Origin of the sequence: Pseudaestuariivita rosea (genome assembly GCF_017592335.1) — a bacterium.
GTDB classification, from domain to species: Bacteria; Pseudomonadota; Alphaproteobacteria; order Rhodobacterales; family Rhodobacteraceae; genus Parasulfitobacter; species Parasulfitobacter rosea.
In genome coordinates this window covers 248,056-274,044 of sequence record NZ_JACNMP010000001.1, presented here as the reverse complement: position 1 = coordinate 274,044, position 25,989 = coordinate 248,056, and the positions used below count along the sequence as shown (strand labels likewise).

Sequence of the window (25,989 nt, the reverse complement as noted above, 5' to 3'; positions counted from 1 at the left end):
GCGTCTTTCAGCGCAAGAAAACCAGTTTTTTGAACATCCTCTGGACCATGCCCGCTGTGCGCCTTATCACCCATGCTAAATGTAATACCGCTGGCGCGGTTCAGACCGGGGAATACAGATGTCGGGTTACGACGCGGCTAAGATCGAAAAGAAATGGCAGGCGGCCTGGGATAAGGCCGAAACATTCAATGCTGTGCGCAGCACGGATAAACCGAAGTATTACGTGCTTGAGATGTTTCCCTATCCATCCGGGCGTATCCATATCGGACACACGCGCAACTATACGATGGGCGACGTGATCGCGCGGTACAAGCTGGCCAACGGTTTCAATGTGCTGCATCCGATGGGGTTTGACGCCTTTGGGATGCCTGCGGAAAACGCCGCGATGGAAAGCGGTGGGCATCCCAAGACCTGGACCTATGAAAACATCAGGATCATGACCGAACAGATGAAGCCCCTGGGCTTTGCCATCGACTGGTCCCGCAGTTTTGCGACCTGTGATCCGGAATACTATGGCCAGCAGCAGGCGCTGTTCATCGATATGCTGGACGCCGGGCTGATCTATCGCAAGAACGCGGTTGTGAACTGGGACCCCGTCGATATGACCGTTCTGGCCAATGAGCAGGTGATCGACGGCAAGGGCTGGCGGTCGGGTGTCGAGGTCGAACGGCGCGAGCTGACACAGTGGTTCTTCCGGATCAGTGATTATTCCGAAGAACTGCTGGACGCGATCGACAGCCTGGATAACTGGCCCGCCAAGGTGAAGCTGATGCAGGCCAACTGGATCGGCAAATCGCGGGGGATCGAGATTTCCTTCCAGCGCGTGGATGGCGGCGATCCAATTGTCTGCTATTCGACCCGGCCTGATACAATGCGCGGAGCAAGCTTTATCGCGATCTCGCCCGAACATCCGCTGTCTCGCGCCCTGGCCAAGGATGACGCCGCATTGGCCGATTTCATCGCAGAAACGCGCAAGATGGACACGACCGAAGCGGCAATGGAAAAGGCCGAAAAGAAAGGCCTCGATACCGGCTTAACCGTTCGGCATCCGGTCTATGATGATATCGAGCTGCCCGTCTGGGTTGGTAATTTTGTCCTGATGGATTACGGTACAGGCGCTGTTTTTGGCTGCCCGGCACATGACCAGCGCGATCTGGATTTCGCCCGCAAATACAACCTGCCTGTTCGTAACGCGTTCTACATGCCGGGTCACGAGGTTGAGGTTGAGAATGACGCGTTGGTGCCCGTGAAGACGGAAAAGGTCGTCTATGTCGACCATTTCGCTGGCGTAGGAGAGGCAACGAGCCAAGAGGGGATCGATGCCACCATCGATTGGTTCGAGGCGAAAGGCCTAGGCACCAGCGTCGTCAAATACCGCCTGCGCGACTGGGGGTTAAGCCGCCAGCGCTATTGGGGTTGCCCCATCCCCGTTGTGCATTGTGACGATTGCGGCATTGTGCCTGAGAAGAAAGAAAACCTACCGATCGCGCTGCCCGATGACGTTAGCTTCGACATCCCCGGCAACCCGCTGGATCGGCATCCGACATGGCGCGATTGCATTTGCCCGGCGTGCGGGAAACCGGCCAAGCGCGAAACCGATACGATGGACACATTCGTCGACAGTTCCTGGTATTTTGCACGTTTCACCTCGCCCCACGCCGATGTGCCGGTCGATCAGGACGATGCCGCATACTGGATGAATGTTGATCAGTATATCGGCGGGATTGAACACGCGATTTTGCACCTGCTTTATTCCCGCTTTTTCGCACGGGCGATGCAGATCACGGGTCATTTGCCGAAGAAGGCTATTGAGCCGTTTGATGCGCTGTTCACTCAGGGCATGGTGACGCATGAAACCTATTCAACGCCGCACCGCGAACGCAACGATGTGCGGGTCTGGCACTTTCCGCATGAGATCGTGCATGGGGACAGCGGCCCCCAGTTGGCCGACGGAACACCGGTTGAAATCGGCCCGATCATCAAGATGTCGAAGTCCAAGAAGAACGTGGTCGATCCCGAAGATATCATCGCCACCTACGGCGCAGATACGGCGCGGTGGTTTGTGCTGTCAGACAGCCCGCCCGAGCGGGATGTGGAATGGACGGCCTCGGGGGCCGAGGCGACGTACAAGCACTTGTCGCGCGTGTGGCGCATTGCTGAAGATATTGCCAAGGCAACGGGTGATGGCACCGGTGATGACGAGTTGCTGCGCGCGATGCACAAGGCGATTTTCGATGTGACGCAGGGGGTCGAATCCTTCGGCTTCAACGCCGCCATCGCCAAGCTTTACGCCTTTACCAACACCCTGCAGAAATCGAAGGCGGGTGCCGACACCAAACGGCAGGCAGCCAAGGTTCTGGCGCAACTGATGTCGCCCATGACACCGCATTTATCCGAAGAAATCTGGTCGATGCTGGGCGGCGAAGGGCTGATCGCCAATGCACCCTGGCCCCAGTTTGATGAAGCCATGCTGGTCGAAGACACCGTGACGCTGCCCATCCAGATCAACGGCAAACGGCGGTCAGAAATTACTGTGGCCAAGGATTTGCCGAAAGATGAGGTCGAAAAACTGGCCCTGGCCGATGCTGCAGTTATGCGCGCACTGGACGGGGGCAAACCCAAGAAACTGATCGTTGTGCCGGGGCGGATCGTAAATGTTGTTCTCTAGACGGCTTTTCGTTTTAGGTGGCTTAGCGGCTTTGTCCGGCTGCGGCTTCGCGCCGGTATATGGACCCGCGGGCGAAGCGACCAAGCTGCGCGGCCGTATCAGTTTTGAAGAACCCACAACACGAGCAGCCTTTGATTTTGTCAGTCAGTTGGAAGACCGCCTGGGTCGCCCGCAATCTGCGGCCTACATGCTAAGCTATACGATCGAAACCGACGAAACCGGTGTAGCGGTGACATCCGATCAATCGACGACACGGTTCAACATTTCGGGCCGCATTCAATATGCCCTAAGCGATGTCGCAACTGGTGCACTGCTGACAGATGGCGATGTGATGAATTTTACCAGTTATTCCACCACGGGCACGACCGTGGCAACCCAGGCAGCCGAACGCGACGCCTATGAACGACTGATGACGGCGATGGCCGATCAGGTCGTCAGCCAGTTGATCGCTGCGTCCAACGATTTCTGACGATGAAGCTTTCGGCCCGCGATGCAACTTCCTATTTTGGCAAGCCCGATCCGAATAAGACCGGGCTATTGATCTACGGCGCTGATGCCATGCGGGTCGCTTTGAAGCGGCAAGAGATCATCGCAGCCCTGATCGGCCCCCAGGGCGAAGAAGAAATGCGCCTGACCCGCATCGCGGCCGCCGATCTGCGCAAGGACCCTGCGATGCTGTCGGATGCCATCAAGGCACAGGGTTTTTTCCCCGGCCCGCGTGTGGCCTTTGTGGAAGAGGCGGGCGATGGGCTAAGCAAGACAATCGCAGCGGCGTTGGAAGATTGGCAGGCAGGCGATGCGCAGGTCATTGTTACAGCCGGGCAACTGCCTGCACGATCCAGCTTACGCAAACTGTTTGAAGGTCATACAAATGCCTATGCAGTGGGCATTTACGACGACCCGCCATCGCGGGCTGAAATCGAAGGTATATTGGCCAAGGCGGGTCTGGACAATATCGATAGTCAGGCCATGGCGGACCTGACGGACCTGTCCCGCGTGCTTGATCCCGGCGATTTTCGTCAGACCATCGAAAAGCTGGCGCTTTATAAACTGAACGACACGTCCCCGGTCAATTCGGACGATATCACAACCTGTGCGCCCGCCTCGACCGAGGCGGATATGGATGACATCCTGCATATTGTCGCCGAAGCACGCACATCTGAGATCGGGCCGCTTTTGCTGAGGCTTGAGGCGCAAGGGGCGCAGCCCGTCGGGTTGTGTATCGCGGCAACACGGCATTTTCGGACGTTACACGCCGCCACCTCAGATCCAGGCGGGCCAGGGTCCGGTATTGCCAAGGCACGACCCCCCGTTTTTGGGCCGCGACGGGATCGGATGCTGCGACAGGCACAGTCCTGGGGCATGTTCAAACTGGAACAGGCACTTGGTATTCTGACCGACACCGATCTGCAGCTGCGCTCCACCGCGCAGGCACCGCAAATGGCTTTGATGGAAAGGGCCCTGATCCGTTTGTCGATGCTGGGCCGACGATAGCGCGGCAGTCCAGTGACACCCGGTGTTAAAACAAACACAACCCCTTGCTTTTCGGACACGCTCTGCCACCATGGATTGTGTGTTTAGGAGGGTTTGATGCGCGTATTCCTGGGATCGGTTGGACTGATTTTCGTTTTGGCTGCATGCGAAGCCCCCGATCCCATTGCAACAGCATTTCCAGAACGGCAAAGCTTTGAATTTGAGACGGCCGATGGCACGGCTGTAATGCGATATAAATGTGAGGTGGGCGCAGATAGCGAAGAAACCGAACAGCGCGCAGCCTCAGCGCATGAATTTGTTGACACCAGCCTGACAACCTTTGCGACGGAATATGCGGCACAAGCGGTTGAAAACGGTGATCTGGATCTGGAAACGGCAGAACAGGATGCCGCGATCTTTGCCGAACAGGTCGTGCAGGATGCCGAAACGCAGTATCAGTGTTTTTTCTATGACCGGGAAGCGTTTTGAAGCCACCGTGCAGCGCTTTGACCCGCGCGTCGTCCGGTGGCCAGGCAGGCCGTGATCAGATAGCCGCCCGTTGGTGCATCCCAATCGATCATTTCGCCTGCGCAGAATGTGCCGGGCCGCACCTTTAACATCAGATTTTCGTCCAATGCATCCCAACTGACCCCGCCCGAGGTCGATATCGCCTCGTCCATCGGTCGGGGCCCCGCGTGTTTGATGGGTAGGTTCTTGATCAGCGACGCCGGATCAGCGGGTAAGGGGCGGCCGAATTCCATCAGCAAGGCCGTTTTCGCGGGCGAAAGCCTAAGCGCCTTGCGCAATCGGTTTGTCAGGCTGGTTTTGGGCGAAGTTTGCAGCCGCTTTTGGATATCCTCTTCGCTTAGGTCCGGGGCCAGATCGAAATAAAGCGGGGCGCCGTCGCGCACCGGCTTCGATACGGCATAGATACCGCCACCCTCTAGCCCCGTACGCGATATGGTGCATTCTGCGCGCAATTGCTGGTTTCCGGCTTTAAGGATCAGCGGTTTTATCGGTTGGCCGAAGTGGGGCGCCATGTGGTGGCTCCAATCGACAGTCAGGCCCATATTGATCGGCTGAAACGGGGTCAGTTTTATATGGTTTTCCCGAAAAACCGGCGCCCAGGCGCCATCTGACCCCAGCCGCGCCCAACTGGCCCCACCCATTGCAAAGATCGTGGTGGCGGGCCGTACGGTCTGAGGTCCGTCGGGGGTGTCGAACATATGGGCATCGCCATCCCACCCGGTCCACCGCCAGCGCGTCCTGATCTGAACACCGTGATCATCCAGCCGCGCCAGCCACGCGCGCAGCAGGGGCGAGGCCTTCATAACCTTCGGAAAGACCCGACGGGATGACCCGGTGAAGATGTCTTGACCCAAGCCGTCGGCCCAGTCCTGCACTGCGGCTGCGTCAAAATCTGTGATGATACGGTCCAGCGGTGCTTCGTATTCCCCGTATGCCGTCAGAAGTTGCGATAACGGTTCGTCTTTCGTCAAGTTCAGCCCGGATTTCCCGGCCATCAGGAATTTTCGCCCGACAGACGGCTTTGCCTCGGCCACCAACACCCGGTGGCCCGCTTCGGCCAACTGTTCGGCCGCCATCAGACCGGCAGGGCCAGCGCCGATCACCAATGCGTCGGTCACTTGGCAAATCCACCTGATGCGCTAGACCTGACACTATGGAAGACGCGCCGATCTGCCCCTTGTGTGACCGCCCGATCCCACAGCACGCCAAGCAAAGCCTGCATCATCTGATCCCAAAGCTGAAAGGTGGTAAGGGCGGGCCGGTCGTTTTGTTGCATCAGATTTGTCATAACGAAATCCACGCGACGGTGACCGAGGCTGAATTGGCCCGCAGCTATAATACGATCGAGGCGCTGCGCAGCCACCCGCGGCTTGAGAAATTCATCAAATGGGTCAGCAAACGGCCCCCTGATTTTCATTCGAAAACCCCCGGTACGCGGCGCAAACGTTAGCGGCACAGCGCCTTGATCCCGTGATGGATGTCAGGCGATGCGGCCAGCGCATCGATGCACAGCGTCTTCGCCGTTTCCATAAGATCGTCAGGTTGAACGATCTGTTCGATCAGCCCAAAGTGATAGGCCTGTTCAGCCGTGATCTTTTGACCGCCCATCAGAATATACTTGGTCCGCGCCGCACCAATCAGGGCTGCCATACGTTTCGGATCGGACGGTTGGGGCAGAAAACCCAGCTTCATCACTGGATAGAAAAACTTGGCCTGAGGCACGGCAATCCGCAGATCACAGGCCAGGGCCATACCAAAGGCACCCCCAGCAAGCGTACCGTTCAAAGCCGCAATCGTCAGGCAGGGCAAAGCGGCGATACGGCCGGACAGTCGTTCCCAAACGTCATCGGTGGCAAGACCCGCACGCGCCTCATTCAGATCGGCGCCTGCGCTGAAAACCTTGCCACTGCCGGTCATGATCACAGCGCGGGCCGCCTGCGCGCGATCTGCGATATCGGTCAGTTCTTCCATCATCGCCTTGGTCAGCGAATTGGCCTTGTCCGGTCGGTTCAGCGTGATGATCCAAAGCCCGTCATGATCGTGAAGATCAATCATATCAGCCCGACCCGCCGGCGGATATCTTCGTCACGCAATGAGATTTCATCGCCGATAAACTCATCCGCATCTTGCGAACACATCCACAGCAGTGCCCTGGCAGGCCAATCGGCGGGGATGTGCACGTCCCAATCCAACTGACTGACCGGGTTGATGCCACTGTCCTTAATTTCACGCTGCATCTGCGTGGCGACCGTTCCGGGGGACAGACCCATAGCCCGGATGCCTTTATCGCCGTATTCATTGTCAACACAGCGGGTTAACATGGCGACACCGGCCTTTGATGCGCAATAGTGGCTCCAGGCCTCAACCGGGCCATGGGCTGCGCCGGATGAAATGGTCAGGATCGTCCCCGCACCTGCGGACAGCATAACCGGCAACGCGGCACGCATTCCGTAAAAGACGCCCTTCAGATTGATATCGATAATTTGCCCCCAGGCATCGGGATCAGCGTCGGCCATATGCGCGATGGGTTCGATCACACCGGCGTTGTTGATCACAATATCGAGGCTGCCGAATTCCTTGTGTGCTGCGTTGATCGCGGCCTCGACCTCCCAAAATCGACTCACATCACATGGGATCGCCAGCGCCTGACTGCCGATATCACCTGCCAGCTGCGCGATTTCGTCGCTGCTGCGCGCCAGCAGGGCAACATTCGCCCCCGCTTTTGCAAAAGTTTTCGCCGTTTCAGCCCCAATCCCACGACTGGCACCCGTGATCAGTACCGTTTTTCCAGTTAAATCCATGATGATCGCCCCCTCTGTCCATATTTCTATGTCGCGCAATTTCCGGCGTCCAGATGCTTCGGCCCTTGCACTTCCCCGTCGGTCAGCAGAAAATAGCGCCAGTGTTTACTCTGGGTGAGAGGATTCAAATGACCCATATATCAAAAAGTGCTTTAAGCGCTGCAGCAATTTTATTGAGCACAACAGCTATTTCAGCCGATATTACTGCCGATCAGGTTTGGGAAGACTGGCAAAAATCACTGGTTCAATACGGTGACACGATCGACACGGGATCAGCAGACCGCACCGGTGATACCCTGCGGGTGACAGGCGTCAGTGCGACGACAACAGACGATCAGACCGAAATGCTGATCAGATTTCCCGATATGTCCCTGCGCGAAATGGGCGACGGCACTGTTTCGGTGACAATGGACACCGACTACATCATCACATTCACCGATAATTCGCCCTTTTCCGAGTTCGACGAAATGCGGATGAGCGTTGGCCAGCAGGCATTTTTGATGACGGTCAGCGGATCGCCCGAAGAAATGAACTATGATCTGTCCGCCGACAGCATGACATTCTCTATTGACGAAATTCGCGATGGTGAGGATGTGTTTGAACTGATCGCTGATTTCACGCTGAACGATATATCCGGGACGTATCTGGTTACGCCTGGCGGAACGCGGCGCGTTGAACAGGACGTGACCGCTGAAACCGCGGTGATTGACGTCGATATCCAGGATCCACAGGGTTCGGGCCGGTTCATTGTCGATGGCACGATCAACAATCTGGTGATGGATGGCCTAAGCAACATGCCCGACGACTTGGATATGGCCGATCCGAATTCACTGTTCGCTGATAATGTCACCATTAATGGCGGCTACCGGTTTGATGACGCAAACTACACTTTCAGCTTTGAGGAAGGCAGCGATACCGCATCCGGCAGCATGACGTCGGGCGGCGGGCAAATGAGCCTTGAAATGGGCGGCAACACCATGCGCTACGAAGGCGAAGCCCAGGATCTGGCCGTAAACGTCCAGTCCAGCGAACTGCCCATACCGGTCGAACTGGACATGGCAAGCTATGGGTATGCCTTCGAAATGCCGGTCGCCCAGACGGAAGAGCCCGCGGATTTCGAACTGGGTCTGTCTTTCAGCGAATTTTCCATGAGCGATCTTTTGTGGAATATGTTCGACCCGGGCGAAGCACTGCCACGCGATCCGGCGACCGTTGCGTTTGATCTGACAGGCACGATGAGCTGGCTGTTCGACATCATGGACCCCGAGCAGTCGCAAGAGATGATGATGGCCGAAACGCCGGTTGAGCTGTATGAGGTGAACCTGAACAACCTTCTGGTTCAGGCTGTCGGCGCACGGCTGACCGGCGATGGTGCCTTTACCTTTGACAACACCGATCTGGAAACATTCGACGGCATGCCCCGCCCCCTAGGGTCGATCAACTTCAATCTCGAAGGTGCCAATGGCTTGCTGGACACGCTTGTTTCAATGGGTCTTTTGCCCGAAGATCAGGCGATGGGCGCACGCATGATGATGGGTATGTTTGCCGTTCCGGGCGAAGGTGAAGACACCCTGACATCGACTGTTGAAGTCAACGACGAAGGTCACGTTCTGGCAAACGGCCAGCGCCTGCGCTGATCAATTGGGGCAGCCCTTGGCGGTTGCCCCGCTTTACTTGCCCGTGACACAACCTATTGTCCCGGGCAAGGAGTAGGACTTCCATGCATAAGCTTGATGAACTGACGCAGTCAGCCGTTGCGGCGGCGCTGAAAGCCGGCGCTGATGCCGCCGATGTAATCGCTGTCGATGGCACTTCGATTTCAATCGATGTGCGTGGCGGTGTGATTGAACAGGCCGAACGATCCGAAGGGGTCGATCTTGGCTTGCGCGTGCTGATCGGTAAACGACAGGCCTGTGTGTCGACCTCGGATATCAGTCCGCAGACCGTCGAAAAAATGGCGGAACGTGCGGTCGCCATGGCCAATGAGGCGCCAGAAGACCCCTTTGCCGGTTTGGCTACAGCTGATCAGTTGGCACAGAATGCCGATATCGATGCGCTTGAACTAACCGATCCTGCTGCTGAACCTCAGCCAACCGATCTAGAGGCAGATGCCCGTCAGGCTGAAGCAACAGCGATGGCAGTCAAGGGGATCAGCCAGGTTCAGTCAAGCTCAGCCGCCTATACAAAACGGCACATCCATCTGGCCGCCAGCAATGGGTTCTCGGGCGGATATGCCCGCACAGATCGTAGTCTGTACTGCGTCGCGATTGCGGGCGAAGGTACCGGGATGGAACGGGACTATGATGGCGACAGTCGCATATTTCAGGCCGACCTGCGCAGCCCGCAAGACATCGGCCAATCCGCAGCCGACCGTACCATCGCCCGGCAGGGCGCGAAAAAACCGAAAACGGGCAGTTTTCCGGTTCTGTTCGATGAACGCGTTTCGTCCTCGTTGATTGGACACCTGATTACAGCGATCAATGGCACCATGATTGCGCGTGGGTCTTCGTGGTTGCGCGACGGCATGGGCGAACAGGTTTTGCCTGGGGCACTTTCGGTGATCGAAGACCCGCATCGACGCCGGATTGCTGGATCACGGCCCTTTGATGCTGAAGGGCTGCCAACCCGCCGTCGTGCGATTGTCGAAAATGGTATATTGTGCGAATGGACGTTGGATCTTGCCACAGCCCGCAAGCTGGGGCTGGACAGTACCGCAAATGCAGTCCGCGGCACATCCGCGCCGCCGTCGCCCAGTGTCAGCAATATAGAACTGACCCAAGGCGATAAAACGCAACAGGAACTTATCCAGGATATGGGAACGGGCCTGTTGGTCACATCTATGATCGGCAGTTCGATCAATCCGACCACAGGGGACTATTCGCGCGGTGCATCCGGGTTCTGGGTGGAAAACGGCGAAGTGCAGTACCCGGTGAATGAATGCACCATCGCCGGAAACCTGCGGGCAATGCTGAAAACGATCATTCCGGCCAATGATGCGCGGCCCTATCTGTCGCGCGTTGTCCCATCGCTTTTAGTTGAAGGTCTGACCATTGCCGGGGAATGACCTGACGCTGCTGATGGACGCAGCAAAAGACGCAGGTGAAATCGCAAAACGGTTCTTTCGCAGCGAACCTCAGGTCTGGGACAAACCCGATGGCGCAGGACCGGTGACCGAGGCTGATCTGGCCGTCAATGCCATGCTGCGCGATAGGCTGATGGGCGCCCGCCCTGACTATGGCTGGCTTAGTGAGGAATCCGAGGACGATCCGGCCAGATCAACCGCTGAACGAACATTCGTGATCGATCCTATTGATGGAACGCGGTCCTTTATGGAGGGCAATGCAACCTGGGCGCATTCACTGGCGATCGTCGAAAATGGCGTGCCGACCGCCGCAGTTGTTTACCTGCCAGCGCGGGATAAGATGTATCACGCCGAAACAGGTCAGGGTGCTTTTCACAACGACGCACCCCTTTTTGTGACCGGTAGGGATACCATGCAGGATGCCACCGTGTTGGCGGCCAAGCCCAATCTGTTTGCCGAAAACTGGAAAGGTGGCGCGCCACCGTTGAAACGGCATTTCAGGGCATCCTTGGCCTATCGCCTAAGTCTGGTGGGCGAGGGTCGTTTTGACGCCATGATGACCCTGCGTCCGACGTGGGAATGGGACATTGCCGCAGGTATGTTGATCGTTCAGGAAGCGGGCGGTGTTGTGACGTCGCCCGATGGGCAAGAATTGGTGTTCAACAATCGAAAACCTCAAGTTGCTGGCGTTGTGGCTGCAGGACCGCGTCTGCATGATCAGATCACGAAGGCTTTGTTGACTTAGACTTCTGCTGCTCCGCTTCCTCAAAAGCAGCATCAAAGACCGACCAGTCATCGATCTGCAGACGAACGGGCACAGTCAGAACCTTACGGCGGAAGCTATCCGGCAAACGAACGGCGTCTTTTTCCGTTGTGACCAACTGGGCATTCAGCATCTGCGCTTCGATCTCAAGCCGCTTCATCAGGACTTCGGTCAGTGGTTGGTGATCTTTCAAAGCCTCGCCCCGCAGCACATTGGCCCCCATGTTGCGCAAGGTCTCAAAGAACTTTTCCGGGTGTCCGATGCCCGCGAAGGCCAGACATGGCAGTCCGGCCCAGGGCATGCCGGTCGGCAACGGCTCTAGGCGCCCGCGGATATGCGGAATGGCAATGCGATCAGACCAGAGCTTGGCAAATCGATCCTGCGCGCGATCCGGCCCAATAGACAGCACCATATCCGCCCGTTTCAAGCCCGCTTCAACCGGTTCGCGCAAAGGGCCCGCCGGAATGACACGCGCGTTGCCAAAGCCTTTCCACGCGTCGACGACAACGACCGAGATATCCTTGACGACACTTGGGTTCTGAAACCCGTCATCCATGATGATGACATCCGCGCCCATGTCTTCAGCCATCCGAACACCGGCCGCCCGATCCTGCGCCACAATCGTTTCTGTGAAAGCTGCAATCAAAAGCGGTTCGTCGCCCACATCACATGCCTGATGATCGGCTGCGACCTGGATCGGGCCTTTCATCTGGCCACCGTAGCCGCGCGAGACACAGATACACTTCAGCCCCCGCGCCTTAAGACGTTCAACCACGGCAATCACCATCGGTGTTTTGCCCGTACCCCCCGCGTTGATATTGCCGATGCAGATTACGGGGCAGGCCGCTGCAGTACCGCGTTTCTTCAGACGTCTTGCGGTCGCTTGCGCGTAAAGCCAGCCAAGCGGCGCCAAAAGGCGCGCTTGCCAGGCCGGTTTATGCGGCGCTGAAAACCAGAAAAGTGGTGCTTTCATCGATCAAACGCCTTGATCATCAAGGGCTAACAGACTGATTTCAATCAGATGATCGGTCGCTTCTGCTGCATCTGATATAACATCCCATGCACCATGGGCCATTTTCGCAGCGTTGTTGGGTGATATCAGGTATTCGACGGCGCCTGCCAGTTGATCTGCGGATCGAACCGTTCTGGCGGCCTCGGCCTGCGCCAGACGCTGATAGCTGTGCCGATAACGCGCGATATTCGGGCCGTGAATGACGGCCGAACCAAGTGCTGCGGGTTCAAGGGGGTTGTGTCCAGGACCATGGGCCAAAGAACAACCGATAAATGTGATGGGCGCGAGGCGATACCACAATCCCATCTCGTCTTTGGTATCAGCCAGATAGATCTGCGTTGCCTCCCACGGTTCTTCGCCATTGGACCGTGTTGCGACAGACCAGCCCTGACCCTGCAGCATGCTGGCAATGTCTGAACCAGCCGACAGATCGTCAGGCACAAGGATCAATAACAGGCGGTGTGCTGTACGGCACGCCCGCCGGTGTGCCTGGGTGATCAGCTCAATTTCTTTTTCCGACGCATATGCGGCCAACCAGACCGGGCGATTGCTGAGTTTGGCAGACAGATGAATACGTTCTTCATCATCACAGACCAGTGCGGGCGTCCCTTCCTGGATCATGGGGGTGATCGTGACGCGATCAGATCTGGCACCCAAACGTTTCGCCATCGCTTCCGCCTCGCGGTCAGCAGCAAAAATCTGTTGAAAATGCTGCAAAGTATCGTGCTGGAATCCCAGCATCCACTTCAGATTTGAACTGTCGGCTGCGCCCGTTGTCAGATTGATCAGAAACATCGGCACAGATTGCTGCGCGAATTTTTCCAGCAGCACATGGCGCAGTTCGCCATTGCACCAGATCAACAGATCGGGCTTCCATATCTTCAAAAATATTTCGACAGCTTGCGGGGTTTCCGGCGGCAGTGGTTGCACCGTGACAATCTGAAATCGATCATCCGATGGCAGCACAAGCGTCTGCGGGACGGTCAGCAGAAAACGTGCATCATCGCGTTCCAATCGCAGCCGCGCCGCAAGTTCACACATTGCCAGCGCATCGGGTGCTTCGGACGCCTGCAGCCAGATCAGTGGCCCCTCGGCCTTGGTCGACAAAGCTGCGCCCGAGGTCAGGTTTTCACTTTTGTCCAGATGATCCGCAGGATGCGCCATCCGTCACAACTTAAGACCCAAGTTCCTCGGTCGGAGAGGCCTCGGTCTCTTCGTCCCGCAATCTGTGCAGATGGGCGATGTAATATCGCATATGTGCATTATCGACGGTGCGTTGGGCTTCGGCTTTCCAGGCATCAAAGGCCTTTGCATAATCGGGGAAAATTCCCACAATATGAATATCTTCGACGTTCTTGAACGCATTCTTGGTGGGGTCAACCAATTCACCCCCGAAAACCAGATGCAAACGTTGTGTCATGAAATGCCCCTTTTTATGTTGATCGCACTCTATGAATTTCGGCCCCATGGTCAAGCCGCGGCTGCAAAAGACATTTTAGGCACCGTCGTGTTCGTAGATGAACACATAGTGTTGAGTTCTGTCGACTTGCTTTGCGACAAAATAGCGCGAATTGTTAACGACAGATGCAATTTAACCGGAGTGTCCGATGAAACCCCTTGCTTTTGCTACTGCCATTGCCGTCTTGGCGACCCCTGTATTTGCCGCACCAGAAAGATATGCGCTGGATGCAAGCCACAGTCAGGTTCTGTTCAGCTATAACCATCTTGGCTATTCCACGACTTTTGGCATGTTTTCAGGCTTTGAAGGCGAAATCATGTTTGATCAGGAAGATCCCGCAAATTCAAGCGTGACCGTGTCGATGCCTGTCATGAGCATGTTTACAGGCTGGGAAGCGCGGGAAGAGCATTTTATGTCAGATGACTTCTTTGGCGCGACAGAAGATGACATGATTACCTTCAGCTCAACCAGTATCGAAGTGACCGGCGACAACACGGCCAACATTACCGGTGATCTGACAATGAACGATATCACGCAGTCTGTCGTGCTGGAAACTACACTGACGCAGTCTCAGCCGTTTCCGTTTGGCCCCAAGGAAGGCACACCAACCGTTGGCTTTGACGCCACAACGACACTGCTGCGGTCTGACTTTGGGGTAGGTGCATTTGCACCGGCTGTATCGGATGAAGTTGAGGTTCGGATTTCAATCGAAGCGCAGCAGGCTGAATAATTGAACAGCCATCGCCCCATGGGTGGTGGCTATTTCTTTTTCAGGGGCGGAGAGGCCCGCCTTTGGCCCAGGTTCGCATCGGAAAACTGAAATGGTGATCTGACCCCCGGCACGCCCGCGTAATCCTGCTGCATCATTCGGTGTTTGACCTGTGGATCGTCAAAGACCTCGGCTATCGTATTGATGGGCCCTGCGGGCACCCCGGCATCTTCACAAGCCTTCAATAGCGTATCTTTCGTCCAATTGGCGATGTAAGCCCCTAGATCGTTGGCCAGTTTTTCCCGATGCGAAACCCGGTCAGGATTGGTGCGGTATTTGATGTCAGTACCCAGTTCGGGGCAATTCAGCACCTGACACAGCCGAACAAACTGCGCGTCATTGCCCACTGCAATAATGATATGACCGTCGTTGCAGGCAAAAACCTGATAGGGGGCCAGGTTCGGATGCGCGGTGCCCAAACGCATGGGCGACGTGCCCGTAACCAGGTAATTCATCGCCTGATTGGCCTGCACGGCGACTGCAACATCCAGCAATGCCATATCAATGTGCTGCCCGCGACCAGTCACATGGCGCTGTTGTAAAGCCGCCAAAATGGCGGTGGTTGCATAAACGCCTGTCAGGATATCCGTGATCGCAACACCCACCTTTTGCGGCGGGCCGTCGGGTTCACCGGTGATCGACATCAGGCCCGACATGCCCTGGATAATATAGTCGTACCCCGCGCGATGCGCATAAGGTCCTGTTTGCCCAAAACCGGTGATAGAACAGTAAATCAACTGTGGATTCAGCACCGCGACGCTGTCGTAATCCAGCCCATATTTAGCCAAACCGCCGACCTTGAAATTTTCGATCAGGACATCGGCATCAGAAATCAGGCAAAGCACTTCATCGCGGTCGGTTTCCCGGTTGAAGTCCAGAACGACACTTGTTTTCCCACGGTTGCAGCAATGGAAATAGGCTGCAGACCGGGCGCCATCGTGATCGACAAAGGGCGGTCCCCATTGCCGGGTATCATCACCGGCTGGACTTTCGATTTTGATAACCTCGGCACCCAGGTCGGCCAAGGTCTGACCGGCCCAGGGACCGGCCAGAATCCGTGCAAGCTCAACAACCTTCAGGCCAGCCAGTGGCGTCATCAGTTGGAAAGTTTTTCGTCCAGAACACGGGCGAACTCACGATAGCTCATATTCGAGTATCTTTCGCCATTGATCACAAACGACGGGGTCGATTCAATGCGGTCGGCGCTTGCGTTGGCCTCATACCAGTTGATCAGTGCCTCGGCCTTGCCGCGATCTTCCATACAGGCGTTGACCTGTTCGCCTGACATGCCAGCCGCCCGCCCGATGGTGCGCAAGTTGTCAGCAATCTGCACAGGATCGCCCGAGGCCAGCCATTCACGCTGTTGGTCATAGATCATATCGGCGATGCCAAAGAAGCGCATTTCGCCACCACAGCGCGCCACCATTGACGCCCATAAACCAAAGCGGTCAAAATACACTTCGCGATAGACGAAACGAACCTTGCCTGTGTCGATATAGTTTTCCTTGATCTGCTCAAAAGTGCCTTCATGGAAGGTCGCGCAGTGCGGACACGTGAACGAGGCATATTCGACAACAGTCACCGGCGCGTTTTCAGACCCTATGGCCATTTCAACGATATCCGAGGGAACCTCGGTCGTGGTTTGAGCCTGCGCCGCGCCAATGGGGCTTGGCGTTTGGCCGGGTTGCATGAACAAATAAGTCCCACCAGCAGCAAGCGCCGCAACAGCAGCTATGGCAGCGATACGTTTCATTTTGTGCCTCAATCCTTATTTCCGTACTTGGATAGAATGTTTGTGCCCAGTTTTTCAAGGGCCGCGCGCAGGTCATCATTTTCTACGACCATAGCGACTTGTTTTGCCGATTGTTCCACCTGGACAGACGGCATCGGGCGCGCCTTTGGCTTTGGTTTGAACTGAGCCTGACCTTCGGCAAAACCGGTCGGCGCCGTCTGAGTCAGGCGGATCTGCGAAATCGCGTTGTATCCGTAACAGGCATTCACCCGATCCCTGATCTGCGGCAATTGCGCCTGCAACATCGGGGCCTGTGCACCAGTGGTCAGCAAGGTCAGCGTGGCACCGAACCCTTCGCGACCGTATCTGATCTTGACGGGCGTCGCGACATTGGCAACCGCATCACCCACGATGTCGGACCAGTGGGTCAACAGTCGCGTCACAGCGAACCCGCGCTTTTCCGTGGCCGAACGGATCTGTTGCGTCAGAAAACTGGACGCCGATTTGAACCCCGATTTATATGTGCGCTGGCCGATCACCAATATTCCTGTTTTTCATCAGTCACGCTCTATCTTAGACAGACTTGGACGGCAAACCAGTCTTAAACGACCAAACGGGGCGTAAACATTGCGTGACGATCAGTTCAGCGACGTATTGCTAGAATGGTACGACAGACATGCACGCGATATGCCGTGGCGGATTGGCCCCCATGATCGCAAGGCGGGCGTGATCCCTGACCCCTATCGCGTCTGGCTGTCCGAGGTCATGCTGCAACAGACCACCGTCGCTGCTGTTCGCGACTATTTCAACCGATTTACGGTACGTTGGCCGACAGTTCAGGCGCTTGCGGCAGTAGATGATGCAGATGTTATGGCGGAATGGGCGGGGCTGGGGTACTATGCCCGTGCACGGAACCTGCTAAAATGCGCGCGTGCTGTGCGGGACGATCACAATGGTATCTTTCCGGACACGTATGATCAGCTTCTAAAGCTGCCCGGCATCGGGCCTTATACAGCTGCAGCCATCGCCTCGATTGCCTTTGACCGGCCTGAAACGGTGGTCGATGGCAATGTCGAACGTGTGATGGCCCGCGTCTACAACATTCAGACACCCCTACCGGACGCTAAGCCTGAACTGACCAGAAAAGCCGCACAACTGACCCCGCCCATGCGGCCGGGTGATTACGCGCAAGCAGTGATGGACCTGGGCGCGACGATCTGTACGCCCAAGTCACCGGCTTGCGGTATTTGCCCATGGCGTGATCCATGTGTTGCGCGGCGCGAAGGCGTACAGGCAGACCTGCCCCGAAAAAAGCCCAAAGCGCAAAAACCGACCCGCTTTGGTATCGTTTACATCGCACGGCGGCAGGATGGTGCGTTTTTGCTGGAACGGCGGCCGGAAAAAGGTCTTTTGGGCGGCATGCTTGGATGGCCCGGATCAGATTGGGGCGATGATCCGCAGGAAAATCCGCCGCTGACCGCCGACTGGAGCGACCTGCAGGCCGAGGCACGCCATACCTTTACCCATTTTCATCTGCGCCTTCAGGTTAAGACCGCAACGCTGCCCCCTATGCCCGATCCGCCAGGGTTTTTCTTTGTATCAGCCCGAGATTTTCGGCGCTCGGACCTTCCCACAGTGATGAGAAAGGCATTTGACCTTACGACAGACCACTGGTGACAGACTTGAATGAAATGGTAATCTTTTCCTAACATACCTATGATCATCATCTTGGGGAGGATCACGATGATTACAGCCGCACAAGCCGCCCGATTGCAATCTGCATTGCCATTCTGGCTGTCACTGGCCTTGGTGCCATTGGCCTGGGTCGGCGCGATCTATGGCGGCTGGCTGGTTTTACTGCTGCCGCTGACGACCTGGTATCTGTTTTCGATCATCGATGCTTTTGCCGGATTGAATGAAGAAAACGCCGATCTTGAGATCAACGACGATCAGTTGTTCTGGTATCGACTGGTCACACTGATCTGGTTTCCGGTTCAGTTCAGCACCGTTTTCGGCATTCTGCTATACGTTTCGTTGACCGATCACTTGTCCGCGTTGGAATTGATCGGGCTGTTTTTCGGCGTTGGCGTGATCACAGGAACCGTCGGGATCAACTACAGCCACGAACTGATGCATCAGAAAAGCAAGCTGGAACGCTGGCTGGCAGACCTGTTGCTGGCGATGGTGCTTTATTCGCACTTCCGTTCCGAACATCTGCTGGTGCATCATCGCTATGTCGGCACACCCAAAGACCCGGTGACGGCCCGCTATAACGAAGGCTTTTACCGCTTTTTCCCGCGTGTCCTGCGCCAGTGTTTTGTTTCGGCATTCGCGGCTGAAAAGAACATGCTGGCGCGCAAAGGTCTGCCCTGGCATCACCGGTCCAACCCGTTCTGGCGGTATTGGGCGCTGCAGGGCGGTTTTGCTGTGTTGGCCATTATCATCGGCGGATGGGCCGGGCTTGGCCTGTTTTTGATCCAGGCCTTTACTGCAATCTGGCAGTTGGAACTGGTGAATTACGTCGAACATTACGGGCTGACGCGCAAGCATAAGGGCGACGGTAAATACGAACATGTCCTGCCGCGGCATAGCTGGAACGCGTCGCAGAAAGTGTCGAACTGGCTTTTGATCAATCTGCAACGCCATTCCGATCACCACTATAAACCTGACCGCCGATATCCCCTGCTGCAAACCTATACCGAGGCTGACGCACCGCAATTGCCCTATGGCTATCCGCTGATGACGCTGATGGCGATGGTCCCGCCGCTGTGGCGCAGGCGGATGAACCCGCGGGTCAAGCAGTGGCGGGCAATGTACTACCCCGAGATCACAAATTGGAAGCCCTACAAATACGGCACCAATCCGATGCCGCGGTAGAGGGCAATCAAGGCTTTGGATTCGCGCGGCGTACCATGCCAAACAGATCGCGCGGATCATCCGGATCGGCCAGCATATCCAGATCGATATAATGGCCGGTCTTTTGCAGCTGATCATAGACATAGCGCAGCGCTGAAAAATCCTCGGTCGCGAAGCCCACACTGTCAAACAGGGTGATCTGACGATCTGATGTCCGGCCGTCCTGCTGGCCCGCGATGACGCGCCACAGCTCAGTCACCGGGTGATCGGGATCAAGCTGCTGAATTTCGCCTTCGATCCGGGTTTGCGGCGGAAATTCGACAAATATATCCGACCGTAAAAGCACATCACGATGCAACTCGGTTTTGCCGGGGCAGTCGCCACCAATGGCGTTGATGTGCTGACCGGCCCCGACCATATTGTCGGTCAGGATCGTCGCATATTGTTTGTCAGCGGTGCATGTCGTGATGATTTCGGCGCTTGTCACAGCATCTTCGGGCGAAGTGCATTTGACGATATTCAGACCACTGCCCTGCAAATTGTGCGCAGCTTTGTCGGTGGCCGCCGGGTCAAGGTCATAAAGACGGACGCCCTCAATCCCCAGAACCTCGCGAAAGGCCAGCGCCTGAAATTCGCACTGTGCCCCGTTACCGATCATCGCCATCGTTTTGGCCCCCTTGGGTGCCAGATATTTCGCGGCCACAGCTGATGTTGCAGCCGTACGCAAGGCTGTCAGAATGGTCATTTCCGACAACAGGATCGGATAACCGTTATCAACGCGGGCCAACACACCAAAGGCCGTCACCGTCTGAAACCCGCGCGCCATATTTGCCGGGTGACCGTTGACGTATTTGAAACCATAGGTTTCACCGTCGGATGTTGGCATCAACTCGATCACGCCTTCGGTTGAATGCGCAGCCACGCGGGGGGTTTTGTCGAACTCTTCCCATCGTTTGAAATCGCTTTCGATATACTCGGCGATCTCGGCCATCATGCGGGCCGGACCAATATGGTTGACGATTTTCATCATGTTTTCGACGCTGACGAATGGAACCATCGCCAGGTCCGACGGCGCGGGGGGAAGTTTGGGCTGGGTCATCTGTCACCTCGTGATCTGTCAAAGACCTTGCGTCCCATCAGGCTGGCGCAAAGGTCGACCATCAGGGTCGCTGTTTTCCCGCGGTCGTCCAGAAACGGATTCAGTTCGACCAGATCAATCGACGTGACCAGGCCGCTGTCGCAAAGAATTTCCATGATATGATGTGCCTCGCGATAGGTCAGACCGCCGGGGACAGCGGTGCCCACACCCGGTGCAATGCCTGGGTCCAGTACATCCACGTCGAAACTGACGTGCAAGGCGCCACCTGCATCCGCGACGCGCTTAAGGAAAGCCTCAAGCGGCGCCTGAACGCCTTGCTCATCGACCTCACGCATATCATGAACCTGAATCGAGCCATTCAGAATGCGGTCATGTTCTGCGGGGTCGACCGACCGCAGCCCCAACATAAAGATATTTTCGGGCGGAACCGTCGCAAGCAAAGGCGGATAAAAGTCATCGAATCCATCCTCACCCGAAAAATAGGCAACGGGTGTCCCATGCAAATTGCCGCTGGCCGTCGTATCCAGCGTATGCAGATCGGGGTGCGCATCCATCCAGAATACAAATTGCGGCCGATCCAGATCATTTGAATAGCGGGCGATGCCCGGCACAGTTCCGGCCGAGATACTGTGATCACCACCCAAAAAGATCGGCACATCACAGTTCTGGGCCGTCTGATAAGCGATCTTTTGCAAGGCCTCAATCCATGCCGCAATATCAGATAAGCCATGGACCTTCGGATTATGATGCATAGCCGCATTGACTGCTGTTGGCGTCACGTTGCCTAGGTCACTGACATCATGGCCAAGGGCCTGTAATGCCACTTTCAGACCGGCTGTTCGGAACGCATCGGGGCCCATTAGGCACCCATCAACATCAGTTCCCGCCTGAACGGGCGCCCCTAAGATTTTGCATGTTTTGCCTGCCATAATCAGCCTTTCCCATTTACTTGAGTATTGCCATGCCAATTCGCTGTTTTTGAGTTTTAATTTGCTATATTTTCGGAATTTTTCTGACATACTGCTAAAATAGATCAACAATATGATAATGTGATGGATCAGTTGGATCAGGCCCTTATTCGTCTTTTGAAAGAAGATGCGCGCGCATCGGTAACGACCCTTGCCGGACGTTTAAACGTTTCAAGGGCCACTGTTCAGATGCGAATGGCGCGGCTGATCGAAAATAACGTCATCCGTCGGTTCACGGTTGAGCTTACAGATGCGCCCGATGATGCAATCCGCGCTGTCATGATGATCGAGTTACAGGGCAGCATGGCGCGTTCAGTTTTGTCAAAGCTTAGACAGTTACCGCAAATTATAGCGCTGCATACGACAAGCGGCGCCTGGGATCTTGTTGCTCAGATTCAGACACAGACACTGGGTGAATTTGACCAGACCCTGCGTAACGTGCGCGATATTCCAGGCGTGTCCAACAGCGAAACATCGCTTTTGCTGGCGCGGGAATATTAGGGGGCCACGCCCTTAACCAAGTTCACCCGCCAGCCCTTTTTCGATCAAAACAACAGTTTCGTCGACACCGTACAGCGCGATGAAACCGCCAAAACGCGGCCCCTGACTAGCACCCAGAAGAACTTCATAAATAGCCTTGAACCAGTCACGCAATGGCTCAAACCCGTGGTTCTTGCCGACGGCAAAGACGATGGACTGCAGAAAATCTTCGTCGCTGTAATCCGCTTCGGGCAGCGGGTCGTCATTGCCCATGGCTGCATTTTTCTGCGCGATGGCTTTCAGTGCTATATCCTGATCTTTCAGGGCATTCGCCAAATCCTGTAAGGCCGCCTGTTCCTGATCGGTTGGCGCGCGGAATACTTTGGCCGGTTTCACAAAATCATTGAAATAGCGCACAGCATATCCTGCCGCCGCATCCAGACCGGGGTGCGTTTCGGGCGACGCATCAGGCGCATATTTTCCAATAAAGCCCCACATGGTGCCCTTATCTTCGGCGCTTGAGGCACTGGCCAGATTCAGCAGCATCGAAAACGGTATGACCATATCAGACGTCGGTACATTATGGCCGTGGATGTGAAAGACCGGATTGGCAAGTTTCTTATCGGCATCCTGATCGGGATAGGCGCGCAACTGCTGGTGATATTCATCCACCGCTTTGGGGATCACGTCGAAATACAACCGTTTGGCCGTCTTTGGCTTTTGATACATGAAATATTGCAGGCTTTCGGGCGCGGCATAGGTCAGCCATTCCTCCATCGACAGGCCGTTGCCCTTAGATTTTGAGATTTTCTGGCCCTGCTCATCATTAAACAGCTCATACGACAGGCTTTCAGGTGGCCGTTGCCCCAGCACACGGCAGATTTTGGAAGATTGCGTGACGCTGTCGATCAGATCCTTGCCCGACATTTCGTAATCCACACCCAAGGCGGCCCAGCGCATCGCCCAATCGGCTTTCCACTGCATTTTCACATGGCCACCCGTCACAGGGATTTCGATGCGTTCGCCGTCGGGTTCTTCGTAAACAATCGTGCCTTTGGCCACATTGCGTTCCAGCGTGGGCACTTGCAGCACATGACCGGTTTTCGGACTAACGGGCAGAAAGCAGGAATAGGTTGCGCGACGCTCTTCGCCCAGTGTCGGCAGCATGATGTCCTGAATTTTATCAAAGCGTTCCAGCGCGATCAGCAGCATTTCGTCGAAACGGCCAGACGTATAATATTCAGTAGCCGAGGCGAAGTCGTACTCAAACCCGTATTCGTCCAGAAAGGCACAAAGGCGCGCATTGTTATGCTGGGCAAATCCTTCATGCGTGCCAAAAGGATCACGTACCTTTGTCAACGGCAGATTCAAATCCTGCGCCATCTCTTCCTGATTGGGAACATTGCTGGGCACCTTGCGCAGGCCGTCCATATCGTCGGAAAAACAGATCAACCGGGTCGGAATATCGCTGATCAGCTCAAACGCACGACGCACCATGGTCGTGCGCGCGACCTCTCCAAAAGTACCGATGTGGGGCAGGCCACTGGGGCCGTATCCGGTCTGGAATAGCACATAGCCTTTTTCTGGCGCGGCTTTTTCGTAACGTTTCAAGACCCGGCGCGCCTCTTCAAAGGGCCAGGCTTTGGAACGCATTGCACTATCGCGCAGATCAGACATCGAATTCTCCAACAGGATTTTGCATCGCAGCATAAACGCCCCTGTCCTATTGCCGCGGGCGAGCGACGTCAATAAACAGGGCAATGACAATGAAAGGATATTTCCCGTGACCGACGCTACTTCGATGACACCTCAGGATTGTCTTGCCGCTGTGATGATTGCCGTTTCAGCGTCGGATGAAAATATGCGGACCTCGGAATTGGTAAAAATCACCAACAGTGTGAATCATTTACCGATTTTCGCCGGCTATGACTCAGACCGGTTAAACACGATCTCAAACACCGTTTTTGATTTGTTTGAGCAAGAGGACGGCTTAGACGCATTCTTCGGACTGATCCGCAATAACCTGCCAGAACGGCTTTTCGAAACAGCCTACGCGCTGGCCTGTGATGTCGCGGCCGCCGACGGTATGATCGCGGCACCTGAACTGCGCATGCTGGAAGAAATCCGTTATGAGCTTAGCATCGACCGCCTGCACGCCGCCGCCATTGAACGGGGCGCACGGGCGCGGCATATGACGATCTAGCACAACTTCGTAAATCTTTTTGAGCTTGGGCAAGACACAGTCGGCTAACAAAGTGATGTCAGTTGTAATAAGCCTGTTTACAATCCCGGTGAAGCATTTCAACTTTTACCCGCAGTAAAAAGTTATAGCCCGGTAAAACTTCTAAAGAAACAATAACGGATTTGACCCGTGTTTTTGATAAATAGCTTTACGCTTTCATTTTCTGTGCTTTGGCGGCTTATCCTGCTGCTGCCGATCATAGTCATACTTTATATAATCTACATGATCGTGGCATTCATACTTGGGGCTATATTAAGCTGGCTTGTCCCGGCGCTTGGAATTTTACTGTCCTTAGCCGTTTTTCTGGCGGCCAACGTGATACCCGTCATGATCGCCATACGCCTTGGGCTTAGGGCAAAAGGTGAAGAAGTCACAGGCAAATACACAGATCTGTCTTTGCCTGCGATCGGCTATGGATTTGTAGAAGGCTTTGGAATTGTTGTTCTGTCCGGGCTGGTGCTTGGGGGTTACGTATTGATGTCACCACAGGATGCGACTGAAGTGCTTCGGTTTCTTGAAGGTGCGGCATCCCTGACTGGGGCCGAGCTTCTTAGGCTTGAAGAAACCTTGCCCTTCACAACTGTGGCATTTATCTTTGTTGCGATTGCATCAGCGATCCGTGCCGCAATTCTGGTGCCGATGGCGGCCTCGTCTGCGGGTGCGGGCATGTACGGGCGCTCTTATCCGTTCCTATGGAAGTTTGGCGCAGGTTTTGTGCCGTTGTTTATCCTGGTCGCGATATACCAGTTATCACCGTTCTTCATGTCGGATGCTTTAGAGGCCGCTGCAGATTTTATCGGGCAGGGCGACGCCTTACGTAGTGCCTTATTCAATCTGGAACAATTGGCGGAAGGAGATAGCAGATTTATCAGCTTTGGCGCTGAAGAAGCGATTGTTATCGGGTTGTTTATTCTGACGTCCCTCTGGCTTTTCTGCCTGCATTGTGCCGCCGCCGCATTGGTTTTTGTAGATCAAAGAGACAGTCATGATCTGGCAGAGGCGGCTGAGAAACAAGCCCAACAGGCTTCACCAGATGATATCAGGTCATTGCGTAAAAGCAGGTCGTAAGGCTTAGATTGTTATATTCGTTCGTCTATCGCGCTATTTTAGGCAATCAACATCTTCCACATCTGAATTTAGTTTAACTATCTCAGCAGGGTCAGACATGCGCACCGTATGCAATCCTCTGAATAAACAAAACGCCCGCAGCAATTCGCAACGGGCGTTTTCTTTTAACCTGCGCTTATTCAGGCAGCGGCCATTACAGCGCGGCCTGTCAGAACTTTGACCAGATGCGCGCGATATTCTGGGGTACCATGCAGATCGTTGATCATGCCGTCTGCGCTGACGCTAAGCCCCGAAATCGCATCGGCGGCGAAGTTGCTGCCAAGGGCTTGTTCTGCCTCAGTCCAGCGAAACACGCCTTCTTCCGATGCGCCGGTGACAGCGACCCTGACACCATCGGCATATTTCGCCACAAAGACACCCGTCAACGCAAACCGGGATGCGGGTTGCAGAAACTTCTGATAGTTCGATTTTTCCGGGATCGGCATGCGGACCTCGACGATGATCTCGCCTTCGTCAAGGGCCGTTGTGAACATCCCCTGAAAATAGTCATCCGCCGCGATTTCGCGTTTGTCGGTCCGGATTGTGGCACCAGTGGCCAAGGCCGCCGCAGGATAGCACGCCGCCGGGTCGTTATTGGCCAGACTGCCGCCGATCGTGCCGCGATTGCGCACGGCCGGATCACCGATGCGGCCCGCCAGACCGGCCAGACCGGGGAACAAGCTTGCTGCCTCGGCCTCGACCGTGGCGTGGGTCGTGGCCCCGCCGATCGACAGTTCGCCCGCATCGGTTTTGCAGACCCCCTGCATTTCCGCGATACCGATCAGGCTGACCAGCGTTTCAGGCGCTGCCAGCCGCTGCTTCATCGTCGGGATCAGCGTTTGCCCGCCCCCAAGCGGCTGCGCTTCGTCCCCTTGCAGTGCAGCTGCGGCATCGGCAACGGTGCCTGGTTTCACAAAGTCAAAATTGTGCATCTTTCTCTCCCTATTGGA

27 protein-coding genes are annotated in these 25,989 nt (G+C 55.6%); 14 read left to right on the top strand and 13 right to left on the bottom strand.

What is annotated here, in order from left to right:
- Positions 1-118 precede the first annotated feature (118 nt).
- The 4 genes from leuS to H7848_RS01295 all read left to right on the top strand — a co-directional run bounded on the left by leuS (position 119) and on the right by H7848_RS01295 (position 4,630).
- Positions 119-2,668, top strand: a complete 2,550-nt coding sequence (gene leuS / locus H7848_RS01310) for a leucine--tRNA ligase (RefSeq protein WP_208347374.1) — start codon at positions 119-121, stop codon at positions 2,666-2,668.
- Positions 2,655-3,137 (top strand): LPS assembly lipoprotein LptE, encoded by a 483-nt coding sequence (gene lptE / locus H7848_RS01305; RefSeq protein WP_208347372.1) that lies wholly within the window; start codon positions 2,655-2,657, stop codon positions 3,135-3,137. The genes leuS and lptE overlap by 14 nt, the downstream gene beginning before the upstream one ends.
- Positions 3,138-3,139: 2 nt before the next feature.
- Positions 3,140-4,162 carry a DNA polymerase III subunit delta gene (gene holA / locus H7848_RS01300; RefSeq protein ID WP_208347370.1) on the top strand — a complete coding sequence of 341 codons (1,023 nt, stop codon included), beginning with the start codon at positions 3,140-3,142 and terminating at the stop codon, positions 4,160-4,162.
- A gap of 96 nt (positions 4,163-4,258) precedes the next feature.
- Positions 4,259-4,630 (top strand): hypothetical protein, encoded by a 372-nt coding sequence (locus H7848_RS01295; RefSeq protein WP_208347368.1) that lies wholly within the window; start codon positions 4,259-4,261, stop codon positions 4,628-4,630.
- Here the strand turns inward: H7848_RS01295 and H7848_RS01290 are convergent.
- Entirely contained in the window at positions 4,609-5,787 is a 1,179-nt protein-coding gene (locus tag H7848_RS01290; protein WP_419555483.1) for a TIGR03862 family flavoprotein, read from the bottom strand. The two genes, H7848_RS01295 and H7848_RS01290, sit on opposite strands and share 22 nt — an antisense overlap.
- Positions 5,788-5,822: 35 nt before the next feature.
- Between H7848_RS01290 and H7848_RS01285 the strand changes: the two genes are divergently transcribed.
- Complete coding sequence (locus H7848_RS01285; protein ID WP_208347366.1) at positions 5,823-6,119, top strand: HNH endonuclease family protein; 297 nt, start codon at positions 5,823-5,825, stop codon at positions 6,117-6,119.
- Here the strand turns inward: H7848_RS01285 and H7848_RS01280 are convergent.
- Together H7848_RS01280 and H7848_RS01275 are read right to left on the bottom strand one after the other, a co-directional pair.
- Complete coding sequence (locus H7848_RS01280; protein WP_208347364.1) at positions 6,116-6,724, bottom strand: enoyl-CoA hydratase/isomerase family protein; 609 nt, start codon at positions 6,722-6,724, stop codon at positions 6,116-6,118. The genes H7848_RS01285 and H7848_RS01280 overlap by 4 nt on opposite strands.
- Positions 6,721-7,470, bottom strand: coding sequence for an SDR family oxidoreductase (locus H7848_RS01275; protein ID WP_208347363.1), 750 nt, complete (start codon positions 7,468-7,470; stop codon positions 6,721-6,723). The genes H7848_RS01280 and H7848_RS01275 overlap by 4 nt, the downstream gene beginning before the upstream one ends.
- A gap of 128 nt (positions 7,471-7,598) precedes the next feature.
- On the opposite strand from H7848_RS01275, the gene H7848_RS01270 reads away from it, so the two are divergent.
- From H7848_RS01270 to H7848_RS01260, 3 genes are all read left to right on the top strand, one after another.
- On the top strand, positions 7,599-9,107 hold the full coding sequence (locus H7848_RS01270) for a DUF2125 domain-containing protein (protein ID WP_208347362.1): 1,509 nt from the start codon (positions 7,599-7,601) through the stop codon (positions 9,105-9,107).
- Between the two features lie 83 nt (positions 9,108-9,190).
- Positions 9,191-10,534 (top strand): TldD/PmbA family protein, encoded by a 1,344-nt coding sequence (locus H7848_RS01265; RefSeq protein WP_208347360.1) that lies wholly within the window; start codon positions 9,191-9,193, stop codon positions 10,532-10,534.
- The gene (locus H7848_RS01260) at positions 10,521-11,297 is read left to right on the top strand and encodes an inositol monophosphatase family protein (RefSeq protein WP_208347358.1); all 777 of its coding nucleotides are present in this window, start codon (positions 10,521-10,523) and stop codon (positions 11,295-11,297) included. The genes H7848_RS01265 and H7848_RS01260 overlap by 14 nt, the downstream gene beginning before the upstream one ends.
- Here the strand turns inward: H7848_RS01260 and lpxK are convergent.
- Genes lpxK through H7848_RS01245 form a run of 3 tightly spaced genes read right to left on the bottom strand, consistent with a single transcriptional unit; the run spans position 11,275 to position 13,747 of the window.
- A complete protein-coding gene (lpxK, locus tag H7848_RS01255; protein ID WP_208347356.1) occupies positions 11,275-12,288 on the bottom strand; it encodes a tetraacyldisaccharide 4'-kinase in 1,014 nt (337 codons plus the stop codon). The two genes, H7848_RS01260 and lpxK, sit on opposite strands and share 23 nt — an antisense overlap.
- Positions 12,289-12,291: 3 nt before the next feature.
- Positions 12,292-13,491 carry a 3-deoxy-D-manno-octulosonic acid transferase gene (locus H7848_RS01250; protein WP_208347354.1) on the bottom strand — a complete coding sequence of 400 codons (1,200 nt, stop codon included), beginning with the start codon at positions 13,489-13,491 and terminating at the stop codon, positions 12,292-12,294.
- Positions 13,492-13,501: 10 nt separating this feature from the next.
- Entirely contained in the window at positions 13,502-13,747 is a 246-nt protein-coding gene (locus tag H7848_RS01245) for a DUF4170 domain-containing protein (RefSeq protein WP_208347353.1), read from the bottom strand.
- A gap of 187 nt (positions 13,748-13,934) precedes the next feature.
- Here H7848_RS01245 and H7848_RS01240 point away from each other — a divergent pair, with 187 nt between their 5' ends.
- On the top strand, positions 13,935-14,516 hold the full coding sequence (locus H7848_RS01240; RefSeq protein WP_208347351.1) for a YceI family protein: 582 nt from the start codon (positions 13,935-13,937) through the stop codon (positions 14,514-14,516).
- A gap of 29 nt (positions 14,517-14,545) precedes the next feature.
- Here the strand turns inward: H7848_RS01240 and H7848_RS01235 are convergent, their stop codons facing one another.
- Genes H7848_RS01235 through H7848_RS01225 form a run of 3 tightly spaced genes read right to left on the bottom strand, consistent with a single transcriptional unit; the run spans position 14,546 to position 16,826 of the window.
- Entirely contained in the window at positions 14,546-15,652 is a 1,107-nt protein-coding gene (locus tag H7848_RS01235; protein ID WP_208347350.1) for a CaiB/BaiF CoA transferase family protein, read from the bottom strand.
- A complete protein-coding gene (locus H7848_RS01230) occupies positions 15,652-16,308 on the bottom strand; it encodes a DsbA family protein (protein ID WP_208347349.1) in 657 nt (218 codons plus the stop codon). The genes H7848_RS01235 and H7848_RS01230 overlap by 1 nt, the downstream gene beginning before the upstream one ends.
- Positions 16,309-16,316: 8 nt before the next feature.
- Positions 16,317-16,826 carry a DUF721 domain-containing protein gene (locus H7848_RS01225; protein WP_208347348.1) on the bottom strand — a complete coding sequence of 170 codons (510 nt, stop codon included), beginning with the start codon at positions 16,824-16,826 and terminating at the stop codon, positions 16,317-16,319.
- Between the two features lie 88 nt (positions 16,827-16,914).
- Between H7848_RS01225 and mutY the strand changes: the two genes are divergently transcribed.
- Together mutY and H7848_RS01215 are read left to right on the top strand one after the other, a co-directional pair.
- Entirely contained in the window at positions 16,915-17,964 is a 1,050-nt protein-coding gene (gene mutY, locus H7848_RS01220) for an A/G-specific adenine glycosylase (RefSeq protein WP_208347347.1), read from the top strand.
- A gap of 66 nt (positions 17,965-18,030) precedes the next feature.
- Complete coding sequence (locus H7848_RS01215; protein WP_208347346.1) at positions 18,031-19,164, top strand: alkane 1-monooxygenase; 1,134 nt, start codon at positions 18,031-18,033, stop codon at positions 19,162-19,164.
- 7 nt (positions 19,165-19,171) lie between these two features.
- Here H7848_RS01215 and H7848_RS01210 read toward each other — a convergent pair whose 3' ends face one another.
- Both H7848_RS01210 and rocF read right to left on the bottom strand, forming a co-directional pair.
- A complete protein-coding gene (locus H7848_RS01210) occupies positions 19,172-20,242 on the bottom strand; it encodes an ornithine cyclodeaminase (protein WP_208347345.1) in 1,071 nt (356 codons plus the stop codon).
- A complete protein-coding gene (rocF, locus tag H7848_RS01205) occupies positions 20,239-21,171 on the bottom strand; it encodes an arginase (RefSeq protein WP_208347344.1) in 933 nt (310 codons plus the stop codon). Before rocF ends, H7848_RS01210 begins: the two co-directional genes overlap by 4 nt.
- A 123-nt stretch (positions 21,172-21,294) precedes the next feature.
- Here rocF and H7848_RS01200 point away from each other — a divergent pair, with 123 nt between their 5' ends.
- Positions 21,295-21,711 carry an Lrp/AsnC family transcriptional regulator gene (locus tag H7848_RS01200; protein ID WP_208347342.1) on the top strand — a complete coding sequence of 139 codons (417 nt, stop codon included), beginning with the start codon at positions 21,295-21,297 and terminating at the stop codon, positions 21,709-21,711.
- Between the two features lie 12 nt (positions 21,712-21,723).
- On the opposite strand, the gene H7848_RS01195 is transcribed toward H7848_RS01200, so the two are convergent.
- Positions 21,724-23,367 carry a lysine--tRNA ligase gene (locus H7848_RS01195; protein ID WP_208347340.1) on the bottom strand — a complete coding sequence of 548 codons (1,644 nt, stop codon included), beginning with the start codon at positions 23,365-23,367 and terminating at the stop codon, positions 21,724-21,726.
- Positions 23,368-23,491: 124 nt separating this feature from the next.
- Between H7848_RS01195 and H7848_RS01190 the strand changes: the two genes are divergently transcribed.
- Positions 23,492-23,893: a tellurite resistance TerB family protein gene (locus H7848_RS01190; RefSeq protein WP_237072514.1), complete on the top strand. Its 402-nt coding sequence runs from the start codon at positions 23,492-23,494 to the stop codon at positions 23,891-23,893.
- Positions 23,894-24,061: 168 nt separating this feature from the next.
- Positions 24,062-25,000 (top strand): hypothetical protein, encoded by a 939-nt coding sequence (locus H7848_RS01185; protein WP_208347336.1) that lies wholly within the window; start codon positions 24,062-24,064, stop codon positions 24,998-25,000.
- A gap of 179 nt (positions 25,001-25,179) precedes the next feature.
- Here H7848_RS01185 and H7848_RS01180 read toward each other — a convergent pair whose 3' ends face one another.
- On the bottom strand, positions 25,180-25,971 hold the full coding sequence (locus H7848_RS01180) for an FAD binding domain-containing protein (protein ID WP_208347334.1): 792 nt from the start codon (positions 25,969-25,971) through the stop codon (positions 25,180-25,182).
- Positions 25,972-25,989: the final 18 nt, after the last annotated feature.